Raw genomic sequence first — 11,933 nt, 5'->3', positions numbered from 1 at the left:
CCCGACTGCTGCCGACACAGACTGGAGTTGTAGCCCCTCATGAATTCCCGAAGACCCGCCGTCACCAAGATGCGAACCGTGCGCATCCTCGGCACGCACGGGGTGCCGGCCAACTATGGGGGCTTCGAGACTGCGGCCGAGAACGTGGGACTATTTCTGCGGGACGAGGGCTGGCGCGTCATCATCTACTGCCAGGTCCCGCGCTCCGGTGCGATGTGGGAGGACGTTTGGCACGGGATCGAGCGGGTCAATATCCCGGTGGCGCGCGAAGGGTGGCTCGGCACCGCGCAGTTCGACCTCAAGTCCATCTTGCACGCTTCGAAATTTGGTGACGTCTGCTTGACCTTCGGCTACAACACGGCCGTGTTCAACGTAATCCAGCGGATAAAGCGCATACCGAACGTGATCAATATGGATGGCATCGAGTGGTCGCGCGCCCGCTGGGGCAAGGTCAAGCAATCCATTCTCTGGACCAACGAGCGGATCGCGTGCTGGGTGGGGAACGACCTCATCGCGGACCACCCCGTAATCGAGGATTACCTTGCCACCCGCGCCCGCCGATCCAAGCTCACCACGATCACTTACGGTGCGAATGCGATCTCTGAGGCATCCATTGCGCCGGTGACGGCTCGCGGGCTGGTACCGGGTGAGTACCTCACGCTGATCTGCCGCCCGATTCCGGAGAACACGATTCTCGAACTCGTGGAGGGATTCTCTGCTGAACATCGCGGACACAGCCTGGTGGTTCTGGGCAACTACACCCCTGCTACAGACGAGTACCACCGCTCAGTCATGGAGGCAGCCAGCGACGAGGTAGTCTTCCTGGGCGCGATCTATGACCCCGGAGACCTGGCGGCAATTCGGTTTCATGCCTCCGGCTACCTGCACGGCCACACGGTGGGCGGAACGAATCCCTCGCTGGTGGAGGCGATGGCCGCAGGCAATCCGGTGATCGCCCACGACAACCCTTATAACCGCTGGGTCGTCGATCAGGGTGCGCTCTACTTCCGGACCGCCGAGGACGTTGCTTCTGCGGTGACCCGCTTGCTCGGTGATTCTGCCCTCCGAGCCGAGCTGGGCTCCGCGAGCCGGGCACGGCACGCGGCGGAATTCACCTGGGAACGCATCGGTGGCCAGTATCAGGAACTTCTGAATCGCCGCGTCGATCCGCGGTTATTGGCAACATCTGACACAGACCTCTGGAAGGGAAGCAAGTGATACGCGTCGGAGTAGTAGGGCTCGGAAAGATGGGTCTGTCCCACCTTGCGATGATCAAGGCTCACCCGGAGGTGAGGGTCGATGCGGTGGTCGACTCGACCGGGTACATCCTTAACGTGCTTTCCAAGTACACAGGGCTGCAATCCTTCACGGACTTTGAATTGATGCTCGAGAAGGTCGAATTGGATGCGCTGCTCATTGCTACCCCCACCCGCTTTCACGGTCCGATGGTGAAGGCGGCGTTGGAAAAAGGCCTCAACGTCTTCTGTGAGAAGCCGTTGACGCTTACCTCCAAGGAATCGACGGAGTTAGCAGAGATCGCGGACGCCAAGGGCCTCGTTACCCAGGTGGGGTACCACAACCGATTTGTTGGAGCCTTCCGAGAGGTGAAAGCTTTGCTCGAGGCCGGTGCGATCGGCCGTGTTACTCACATACTCGCAGAGGCATATGGACCCGTGGTACTGAAATCCAAAGGGTCGACCTGGCGCAGCCAGCGCACGGAGGGCGGCGGATGCCTCTACGACTATGCCGCGCATCCCGTCGACCTGCTCAGTTGGTATGCAGGTGCTCCGGTCGGAGTCGGTGGCACGATTCTCGGTAGCATCTTCTCCGAAAACACGGAGGACGAGGTGTTCAGTACGCTCTACTACCCCGAAAACGTGAGTGCACAGCTGTCGGTCAACTGGTCCGACGAGTCTTATCGGAAGATGACCACCCAAATCACGATCAGCGGCACGGCGGGCAGAATTCACGCGGACCGCCAAGAAGTTCAGGTCTTCCTTCGCGACACAGCCCCGGATATCGAGGGCTACGAGAAGGGCTGGAATGTAAAATACACGACTGAGCTCACCGAGAATGTCTGGTTCTATCTGCGCGGTGAGGAGTACAGCGCCCAACTGGACCACTTCGTCCAACGCGTCGAGAATCATCAACTCGATGACATCAACAGTTTTGCCAGCGCTTCGACGACTGACCGCGTGCTCGAGCTTCTCACGATTGATGCTGCAGCCGGACCAGCGACGAGGGATGACGGGGTTGTCGTCGCAGAGAAGCCAGGCGTGAAGCGCGGGCTGTTCGGGCGTCGCTCATGACCGATACAACGGAGACCACAGCCATGGATCGCCTGCTTTTCGGAGATAACCAGTTCTTCGGCGTGAACCACATGTCAGAGGAGAAGGCTCGAGCTCAGGCGATGCGATTCCAGGAGCTCGACGCGGTGATGGCGGTGCTTGACGACGCCTATGACGCCGGCATCACCACCTTTATGTGCACCACACACGAGCGCATCGCGCAGGTCGCCGACCGGGTGCGAAATAACCCGGAACGATACTCGGAGTTCACGTTTTTCCCGGGAATGCCTTACGCACACAAGTATGCCGACGCGGTGACCGAGAACGGCATGATGGGTGCCGTGCGAAAGTTCCTCCCAGAGGAAGGCATCGTTAATGCGATGCTCCGCGGTGGTGCCTCGCTGGCGCGGAAGGATGTCGAGGGCCTGATCACGCTTCTCGTTGACGCTGAGATGGCGATGTTCCGCGACCTGAAAACCCCGGTCATCTGGCTCCAGAACGTGGTGGTGGATCTGCTTCTCGGGCTCGGTTTCGACGATGCTTTCACGATTTTTGCTAACCATGTGAGGAAGCGGTACGGGGCAGAGCCCGGTTTCATCACGATGAATTTGCCGATGCTTCTCACGAGGTTCGAGCGGCTCGGTATCGAGAATCCGATCGTCTGCTCGAACATCAACAAAATCGGCTTCCGGATGTCTGGTGGCATCGAGGGATATCACGAGGTATTGGAGAACCATCGATTCCGGGCGGTCGCGATGTCGGTCTTCGCCTCCGGGGCTATTCCGGCTCGAGAGGCGATCCGGTGGATCAGTGAGCAGCCCAATATCGAGTCGATAGTCTTCGGTGCATCGAGCAAGGCGAACATCATCAATACCAAACAGCTGGTCGACGAGTTCAGCCACTGACCGTTCGGTGATGTAGGTCGAGGGTGGTTCCGCTGAGCCATTGGTGTCCCGGCACCGCTGCTATCGACGCGCCTTCTCTGGGGTAGAGGCGCGCTTGCCCGACACGGTCGAATCGATCAGACCGACGATATCTCGGGCATAGCGTTTGCTGGAGAAATTGTTCAGGGCACTCTGTCGCCCGCCCTGTGCGAGGGAGGAAGCGAGTTGAGGTGTCGAGTAGATCTTCTCGACAGCGTCGGCAAGTGCGACAGGGTCACCGGGGGTCACCAGGAGCCCGGAGGTGCCGCTGACGATCGATTCGGTGTGGCCTAGAGCCCGTGAGGCCACAATGGGCCGACCCGACAGCTGAGCCTCGATGACGGCGTTTCCGAATGGCTCCCTCAGTGAGGGAGCCACAACGATGTCCGCGGCGTCCAGCGCGCTCCAGATCGGCGACACGTAGCCAGAAAAAGAAATGCTTCCGGCTACGTCGGCGTGCGCGGCCCGATCGCGAAGTGCTTTCTCGAACCACTCATAGCCTTCGAAGGGAGTGCCGCAAATGTCAAGGCGGGCATCGATTCCCCGTCCTCGAAGAATCGCGACCGCCTCAATGGCGACGTCCGGCGCCTTGCGAGGGGAGAGCCGGCAAACGATTGCCAGATTAAGGGGACTGTTCTCCACGATCTCACGACGAACTCTCGGTGCCGGGGCTCGATCCACACCGTTATAGATGAGGTGGGACCTGCCTCTGAGCCCTGGGACCGATCCAGTAGTCGCATCTCGGGTCGAGCGACTGATGAGGATGAGTGCGTGCGCAAACAGCAGGGGGAAATTCAGAGCGAAGCGAATGGCGCGACTATCTTCCGTCTCGGCCTCGTGAACGTGCACGATCACCTTGCGGCGCGCCAGCCTGGTAGCCAGAATCCACCAGGGAAGGGTGACGGTGTTGACATATACGAGGTCTGCGCCCGTCGACATGATCATAGAGCGCATTCGCCCCAGAGCCAGAAGGCCGTCGCGCGCAAGTGTCAAGACTCCGATAACGGATGCGTTCGCACGCCTGAGCACAGGAAAGTCGACGATGTGGACCTCTGCTCCGCGCGCCTCCATCTGCGGCACTAGCCGACCACCGGCTGGCAGGGCGACAACCACTCGCCAGCCCTGACCGACCATGGCGGAGATGCTCTCGAGCATCTGGAGATCGGAGCCGTAGACGTCGGCAGACGGATTGGCGACCAGTATTGTACGCACAACACCCAGAGTAGTTTCTGGGTTCGCCGATGCGTGAATCAGTATGCCCCCACCGGCGCGATGATTACTTTCACGGTTCGCCACATGATCATCAAGTCACCAACGACGGACCAGTTCTCCACGTAATAGAGATCGAGGCGCACACTGTCTTCCCAGCTCAAGGTCGATCGACCGTTGATCTGCCACATTCCGGTGAGCCCGGGTTTGATGTACAGGCGACGGCGCACACGATCTTCATACCCGTCCACCTCGACAGGGAGGGGCGGACGTGGGCCTACGAGGCTCATGTCGCCGATCAAGACATTCCAGATCTGCGGGAGTTCATCAAGCGAGTATTTACGCAGCACGCGCCCGAGTTTGGTCACGCGGGGATCATTTTTGATTTTGAAGAGTACACCGTTGCCTTCACTGGCATCACGCAGTTCGGAGAGGCGTTCGGGCGCATCGGCAGTCATTGATCGGAACTTGAAGATCTGGAACGGCACTCCGTTTCGGCCGACGCGCTGCTGAGTGAAAAGCGCAGGACCGTCGCTCTCGAGTCGCACGAGGATGCCGATCACCACGAGGAGAGGGGAGAGCACCACCAGTGCGATCGTCGCGAGAACGATATCCATCACTCGCTTTGTGACGTGTTTCCCGCCGTCGAACTGCGGGATCTCGACGTGGATAAGCGGTAAGCCATCGACCGGTCGAAAGTGAATCCTGGGTCCGGCGACATTCGCCAGGCTCGTCGCGAGAATCAGCTCGAGCGACCTGCCCTCGAGCTCCCACGCCAGATCCTGAATGAAATCCCCCCGGCGTGTCGGCTGCCCGGCGACGACGATGCCGTCGCACTCGATCGAGCCGGCGAAGTCAGCCACCTTGTCGAGTCCGCGGTGCACGCGGATGTCCCGCAGCACTCCGTCGTCTGCCTCAGTGTCGTGCTTGTCAATGACGGCGCCGACGACCGAATAGTTCGCACTGGAGTTACGGTCGATCTGGCGGATGACCTTGATCACGTCTTTGCGTTTGCCGACGACGACCACCCGCGATAGGAAATGGCCGAAGGCTCGCTGTCGAATCAGCCATTTCCGCCAGGACCAGCGGCCGAGGAGAAGTCCGATCGTGCCTAGCGGGGCAGCGACAACGAAGAACCACTGAGCGCTCATGATCCCGCCGACCACGAACACCATCGCGAGGGTTCCGAAGAAAGTGAAGCACGCGGCTACGATTCGCCGGTATTCGTCTTGGCCGATTCCCACTACCTTGAGGTCGCGTGAGCGGAAAGCGTCGAGGCTGATCGCCCATAGGGCTACGACCGCAACGGAACCGAGCCCGAAGCGGAGAAGCGAACCGTTCTCAGCGAACAGGTCGGGTTCGAACAGAAGACGCATCACGTATCCGAGAGACACCGACGCGAGAATCACAATGGTGTCTGTGACTCGGAGGCGAGTGCGATACGCACGTGCCCAGGCGACGCCGGAAAGCGAACGCGGGAGCATTCGCTGTCGCTCGGGAAGCGCGTGGAGCCGGGCGCTTCGACGGGCTGTAAAACTTTTAACGGGTCGGGGGACCGTCAATTCATTCATCGGGTACTGTCCTGTAGTTCTTCGGGTCTTACAGGGAACCGCGTATGAGAACCGCCGGGTAGCGGGGGACATAACGAACAACAAACGGGACGACCGGGTAGTCGTCGCGAAGGAAAGACTGTCGGGATAGTCTCTCAATGCGGGTGGCGCCCTCACCATCGAGGGATACCAAAAATATACACCAAAGCCTTTTTCTACGTGACCCCCATTGGGGTCACACGTCGCTGGCCCAGTCGAATTCTTCGAGCGGTTGCCATCGCACTTCGCTCCGCGCCCACCGTGAAGGCACGGTTTGCGAAGCTAGGACGTTGGTCTCTCGTGACCCGCCGGCACGGCGGATTCCGCAGCCTCGAGTTCCTCCTCGCGATCGCGGGAAACCCCGCTGAGTCGCAGGGTCGCGAGGAACCCGAGCACGAGGAATCCGGCGGCCGAGAAGGCGGAGAACCGGGTGGCGTCGCTGAAGGCGATGCGGGCGTCTTCTGCGATCGAGGCACTCTGCTTCTCGAGACCCGGGATGGCGGCCCCGGCGCTGTCGACCACGGCGTTGACGATCTGGGTGCGCTGGGCCTCCGGCAGCTGCGACAGCCGCGAGTCGAGGGCGGTTCCCGCCGAGGTGAAGAGGATCGTGCCGAGGATGGCGATTCCGAGGGCTGATCCGATCTGGCGTGCTGTGCTCGAGGTGCCGGATCCCTGTCCGCTCGCTTCGATCGGCACGTCCTTCAGCACGACGCCGGTCAGCTGCGCGGTGGCGAGACCAACTCCGAAGCCGTAGACGAAGAGGAACGGCACAATCATGAGCCAGGTCGCGTTCGCCGAGATAACGAATCCGAGACCGCTGACGCCAATGATCTCGGCGAGCAGGCCTACGCGCACGATGGTGACCGGGGAGACCCGGTTGCCGAAAGCACCCGCGAAGCCGCTCGCGACGAAGGAGCCGATGGCGAGGGCGAGCAGCACGAAACCGGTCTGGAGGGCGTCGTAGCCCAGCACATTCTGCAGCCACAGTGGGAGGGAGAGGATGATGCCGAATTCGCCGAGGGAGACGATGAGCGCGGCGATGTTTCCGTTGCGGAATGAGGGGATGGAGAAGAGGCTGAAGGCGAGAAGCGTCGTCTTGCCCACCCGCTGGCGATGGAGTCCCCAGAGCACGAAGGCGGCGCCGGCAAGGATCGTCACGGCGAAGACGAGCGGGATGATCGAGAGATCGAAGGGCCAGGTCCAGTTGCCGATCGTGAGCGGCTTGTTCACCAGCCACCAGCCGTAGGTGCGGCCCTCGATCAGCCCGAAGACCAGCGTCGCGCTGGTCACGATGGAGAGGATCGCGCCGACGACATCGATCCTTCGCACGTCGGTGGCCTTCGACTCGATCACGAAGAGGAGAGTGCCGACGATGATCAGGATGCCGAATGGGATGTTGATGCCGAAGGCCCAGCGCCAGGAGAAGTAGGTGGTGAGCCAGCCGCCGAGCAAAGGGCCGACGGCGACCATTCCGCCGATCGTCGAACCCCACACGGCGAAGGCGATTCCGCGCTCTCGGCCGCGGAAGGTGGCATTGATGATCGAGAGGGTGGTCGGAAGCACCATCGCACCGCCGATGCCCTGGATCACCCGCGATCCGATGAGCAGGTCGCCGGTTTGCGAGAACGCCGCGAGGATCGACGCGAGCGCGAAGATGGTGACGCCGATGATGAGCATCTTGCGTCGGCCGTAGCGGTCGGCGAGCGTTCCGAACACGAGCAGCAGGGCGGCGAACACGAGCGTGTAGCTCTCTTGCACCCACTGCACCTGCGTGGAGGTGATGCCAAGATCCTTGATGATCGACGGGATCGCCACGTTCACGATCGTCGAGTCGACGATGATCAGAGCGACGGCGATGCTGATGAAGACGAGCCCGGCCCACCGGCGGCGGGAGGAACCCTGCGCGACCTCGCTCATGCGGACACCGCCTTCGGGCTCGAGGCACTTCGGGTGGTGCGGATCCGCAGCGCCACAGTGACGATCACGACGACGGCAACGGCGACGATGGCGGCGATCCCTGCCGGAGCGGAGAGCAGGTCTCCGGTGAGCCGGGCGACCGCCACCCAGGCGAGCCCCCACGACAGCGAGACGGCCGGCGCGAGCCGTCCGTTCCCGCGGATGGCGACGAGAACGCCGACGAGGCCGGCGACCGCCACGATCACCACGGCCCAGGCATCCGCGCCGAGGCCGAAGCCGCGGAATCCGGAGGCGACGAGAAGGGCCGTGATGTTGGCGGCGGTCGCCACACACACCCAACCCAGGTAGAGCCCGACAGTGCCGTCGGCGACGATCGTCTCGACCAGGTTCTTCGGACGTGAGGCGAGAGTGATGCGGAATGCCCAGACCAGCACCACGAGCAGCCCGGCGATGATCGGAACGCTGGCGGCGAGGAATCCGAACTGGATGCTGAGGATCCAGGCCGCGTTGAGGATCAGGGATGCCGCGATCGGGTAGCCGAGTCGGCGCTGCCGCTCGTCGGCACGCTGTTTGGGCAGGGACTGCCAGACCGCGTAGGCCAGCAGCCCCGCATAGATCGGGGTCCAGATGGCGAAGGCCGGGCCCCCGGGGGCGATGGGGGTGGCATCCGCCGCGAGAGCGCCGCCCGCGGCATCCTGGATCGGAGTGCCGCCCGCCGCCCCCGATCCGATGAAGGCGCCGACCACGGCGACTATGGCACTGACCAGCACGACGGCCTGTCGCACGGTATCTCGCGTCTCGTTCACGGTGATCTCCCGAATCATCAGCTAGCTTACTAATTCACGATAGCGTTAAATGATGGCGAGGGAAGTGGCGACGCGATGACTGATCCGGTCGGAATGCAGGGCTGGCCGACGGGCCGACTGCTGTCGACCGCGGCGCGGCTCGTCGAGCATGCGTGGGTGGAGGCACTCGAACAGCTCGGACTCAGCCACGCCGGCCTCATCGTGCTGCATGTTCTCGGCTCCGGGCCACGCAGCCAGACAGAGCTCGCCAAGTCGGCGCGGGTGGAGGTGCAGACGATGTCCCGCACCCTCGAACGGCTCGAGCGGGAGGGCTACATCGCGCGAGAGAAGCATCCGGATGACGGACGGCGCCACGTGGTAACGCGCACCGCAGCGGGCGAGGCGGCCTGGGAGTCGGCGAGGACCCTCGAGGCCGACCTGTTCCCGAGCATCGCGGACAACGCCGGCATGCGCGCTTCCCTTCTGGAGATCATCCAGGCGACCGCGGCTGACCGTTGGGACGTCGAGTAGCGCTCACCCACCCGGGGTGGATCGGATCAGGCCCCGGGCTGAGCGGCTTCCTGCTCGGCGATCTTGCGGTGCACCTCGTCCATGTCGAGACCCTTGACGGCGTCGATGACTTGGTCGAGGGCGGGCGCGGGCAGGGCTCCGGGCTGCGAGAACACGAGGATGCCGTCACGGAAGGCCATCAGGGTGGGGATCGAGGTGATTCCGGCGGCGCTGGCCAGAGCCTGCTCAGCCTCGGTGTCCACCTTGCCGAAGGTGATGTCGGGATTCTTTTCGCTCGCGGCCTCGTAGATCGGCCCGAACATCTTGCAGGGGCCGCACCAGTCGGCCCAGAAGTCCACGAGGGTGATTCCGGATGAGGACACCGTTTCTTCGAAGGCATCCGTGGTCAAAGTGAGAGTAGGCATGTGGAGGCCAACCGCCTAGGAGGTGTTGGCATTCCCGCACAGCTTCCGACTGTGGATTTCTACAACGGATGTCATGCAGCCGTCGTGCCTTTCGTGCGGGCCGCACCACCTCTTTTGCAGTCGGCCGCGAGGCTCGTACCGTCGATGCAGGCCGTCGAAGGCCGCAATTCCTGACGAAAAGACGATCCCATGACGAACCTCGCTGACCGCATCACCGCAGAGTCCCGGCCGACCACCACTTCCGCCGCCCGGGACGGCGCCATCGATACCGCCTGGCTCGGAGAGTACCTGCTCGGCACCTGGGCGGAGGCTCGCCGCGAGTCCCGCGAGCTCATGAAGGACAGCGCGTTCCATCGCGACGACAGCCTCGCACTCGATGCCCAGCGCACCCGCGTGCTCGGCCAGCTCAAGCTGCTCGTCGACTCCGGATCCGTGCTCAAGGCCTTCCCGTCCGGTCTCGGCGGTAACGACGACCACGGCGGAAACATCGCCTCCTTCGAAGAACTCGTCACCGCCGATCCCTCGCTGCAGATCAAGTCCGGCGTGCAGTGGGGCCTCTTCGGCGCGGCCGTTCTCCACCTCGGCACCCTGCGCCACCACGAGAAGTTCCTGCCCGGCATCATGAGCCTCGAGGTGCCGGGCGCCTTCGCGATGACCGAGACCGGGCACGGATCGGATGTCGCCGCCATCGGTACGACGGCCACCTACGACGAGGCCACGGAGGAGTTCGTACTCGACACTCCGTTCCGCGCGGCCTGGAAGGACTACCTCGGCAACGCCGCCCTGCACGGCATCGCGGCCGTCGTCTTCGCGCAGCTCGTGACCAAGGGAGTCAACCACGGGGTTCATGCCTTCTACGTGCCGATCCGTGACGAGAACGGCTTCCTCGACGGCATCGGCGGTGAAGACGACGGGCTGAAGGGCGGACTCAACGGCATCGACAACGGTCGTCTCCACTTCCACGGGGTGCGCGTGCCGCGCGAGAACCTGCTCAACCGCTACGGCGACGTGGCCGCGGACGGCAGCTACAGCTCTGACATCCAGAGCCCCGGCCGACGCTTCTTCACCATGATCGGCACCCTGGTGCAGGGCCGCGTCTCGCTCGACGGGGCTTCGGTCGTCGCCTCGAAGCTCGCCCTCTTCATCGCCATCACCTACGGATCGCAGCGTCGCCAGTTCACCGCGGCCGACCCCACGAAGGAAGAGGTGATCCTCGACTACCAGCGCCACCAGCGACGCCTGCTGCCGAAGCTCGCCACGACCTACGCCATGTCGTTCGCGCACGAGAAACTGCTCACCGCGTTCGACGGCGTCTTCTCCGGAGCGCGGGCGTCGGATGCCGACCGCGAAGATCTCGAGACCCTGGCGGCCGCGCTCAAGCCACTCAGCACCTGGAGCGCGCTGGAGATCCTCCAGGAGGCCCGCGAGGCCTGCGGCGGCGCCGGATTCCTCGCCGAGAACCGTCTCACCCAGTTGCGCGCCGACCTCGACATCTATGTGACCTTCGAGGGCGACAACAACGTGCTGCTCCAGCTCGTGGCCAAGCGGCTGCTCACCGACTATTCGCGCAAGTTCAAGAATGCGGACGCGGGGGCCATGGCGGGCTATGTCGCCGGCCAGGTCGGCGCCGCAGCGGTGAATCGTTCTGGGCTGCGCAAGTTGGCGCAGAACGTGGCCGACTTCGGCTCGACGGCCCGCTCGGTGGGGTTCGTGCGCGACGCGGCATCCCAGCGCCAGTTGCTCACCGACCGGGTGGAGACGATGGTCGCCGCGCTCGCCGGACGGCTGCGTGCCGCACAGAAGGCATCGCCGGTCGAGGCGGCGGCGCTCTTCAACGCCAACCAGAACGAACTCATCGAAGCGGCCGCCGCCCATGCCGAACTGCTGCAGTGGGAGGCGTTCACCGAGGCTCTCGACGGAATCACTGACGGGAAGACGAGCGAGGTGCTCACCTGGCTCCGCGACCTGTTCGGTTTCAGCCTGATCGAGAAGAACCTCGCCTGGTACCTCATCAACGGCCGACTCTCCGCGCAGCGAGCTGCGGCCATCACCGACTACATCGATGACCGCCTGCTGCCGCGATTGCGCCCGCATGCTCTCGACCTCGTGGACGCCTTCGGTTTCGAACCCGAACACGTGCGGTCGGCGATCGCGTCCGGGGCCGAGCGTGACCGGCAGCACGAGGCCGCGGAGTATTTCCGCGCTCGCCGTGACGCGGGCCTCGACCCCATCCCGGAGAAGTCGCTCAAAAACAAGCGGTAGTCCGGCGCGGCAGTCCCCGGTAGCG

Annotated in this window: 10 protein-coding genes; 5 read left to right on the top strand and 5 right to left on the bottom strand. The window is 63.3% G+C overall.

Annotated features, from left to right (window positions below):
* Window positions 1-69 precede the first annotated feature (69 nt).
* From F1C58_RS14915 to F1C58_RS14905, 3 genes are read left to right on the top strand one after another with little or no spacing between them, the layout of a single operon-like run.
* Window positions 70-1,218 carry a DUF1972 domain-containing protein gene (locus F1C58_RS14915; protein WP_255461146.1) on the top strand — a complete coding sequence of 383 codons (1,149 nt, stop codon included), beginning with the start codon at window positions 70-72 and terminating at the stop codon, window positions 1,216-1,218.
* A 29-nt stretch (window positions 1,219-1,247) separates the two neighbouring features.
* Window positions 1,248-2,309 (top strand): Gfo/Idh/MocA family protein, encoded by a 1,062-nt coding sequence (locus tag F1C58_RS14910; protein ID WP_219731986.1) that lies wholly within the window; start codon window positions 1,248-1,250, stop codon window positions 2,307-2,309.
* Window positions 2,306-3,193 (top strand): hypothetical protein, encoded by an 888-nt coding sequence (locus F1C58_RS14905; protein WP_219731985.1) that lies wholly within the window; start codon window positions 2,306-2,308, stop codon window positions 3,191-3,193. The genes F1C58_RS14910 and F1C58_RS14905 overlap by 4 nt, the downstream gene beginning before the upstream one ends.
* A gap of 60 nt (window positions 3,194-3,253) precedes the next feature.
* On the opposite strand, the gene F1C58_RS14900 is transcribed toward F1C58_RS14905, so the two are convergent.
* The 4 genes from F1C58_RS14900 to F1C58_RS14885 form a co-directional block, all read right to left on the bottom strand.
* Window positions 3,254-4,423, bottom strand: coding sequence for a glycosyltransferase family 4 protein (locus tag F1C58_RS14900; RefSeq protein ID WP_219731984.1), 1,170 nt, complete (start codon window positions 4,421-4,423; stop codon window positions 3,254-3,256).
* A 38-nt stretch (window positions 4,424-4,461) separates the two neighbouring features.
* Window positions 4,462-5,796: a sugar transferase gene (locus tag F1C58_RS14895; protein WP_370543670.1), complete on the bottom strand. Its 1,335-nt coding sequence runs from the start codon at window positions 5,794-5,796 to the stop codon at window positions 4,462-4,464.
* Window positions 5,797-6,291: 495 nt separating this feature from the next.
* Window positions 6,292-7,926, bottom strand: coding sequence for an MFS transporter (locus tag F1C58_RS14890; RefSeq protein WP_185201825.1), 1,635 nt, complete (start codon window positions 7,924-7,926; stop codon window positions 6,292-6,294).
* Complete coding sequence (locus tag F1C58_RS14885) at window positions 7,923-8,732, bottom strand: TspO/MBR family protein (protein ID WP_255461145.1); 810 nt, start codon at window positions 8,730-8,732, stop codon at window positions 7,923-7,925. Before F1C58_RS14885 ends, F1C58_RS14890 begins: the two co-directional genes overlap by 4 nt.
* Before the next feature lie 75 nt (window positions 8,733-8,807).
* On the opposite strand from F1C58_RS14885, the gene F1C58_RS14880 reads away from it, so the two are divergent.
* Window positions 8,808-9,242 carry a MarR family winged helix-turn-helix transcriptional regulator gene (locus F1C58_RS14880; protein WP_185201823.1) on the top strand — a complete coding sequence of 145 codons (435 nt, stop codon included), beginning with the start codon at window positions 8,808-8,810 and terminating at the stop codon, window positions 9,240-9,242.
* A 26-nt stretch (window positions 9,243-9,268) separates the two neighbouring features.
* Here F1C58_RS14880 and trxA read toward each other — a convergent pair whose 3' ends face one another.
* Window positions 9,269-9,646: a thioredoxin gene (gene trxA / locus F1C58_RS14875; protein ID WP_185201822.1), complete on the bottom strand. Its 378-nt coding sequence runs from the start codon at window positions 9,644-9,646 to the stop codon at window positions 9,269-9,271.
* A 189-nt stretch (window positions 9,647-9,835) separates the two neighbouring features.
* Between trxA and F1C58_RS14870 the strand changes: the two genes are divergently transcribed.
* The gene (locus F1C58_RS14870; RefSeq protein WP_185201821.1) at window positions 9,836-11,908 is read left to right on the top strand and encodes an acyl-CoA dehydrogenase; all 2,073 of its coding nucleotides are present in this window, start codon (window positions 9,836-9,838) and stop codon (window positions 11,906-11,908) included.
* The last annotated feature ends 25 nt before the right edge of the window (window positions 11,909-11,933 follow it).

Source organism: Glaciihabitans sp. INWT7 (assembly GCF_014217685.1).
In the GTDB taxonomy this organism is placed as follows: domain Bacteria; phylum Actinomycetota; class Actinomycetes; order Actinomycetales; family Microbacteriaceae; genus Lacisediminihabitans.
This window is presented reverse-complemented; position numbering and strand designations above follow the sequence as displayed.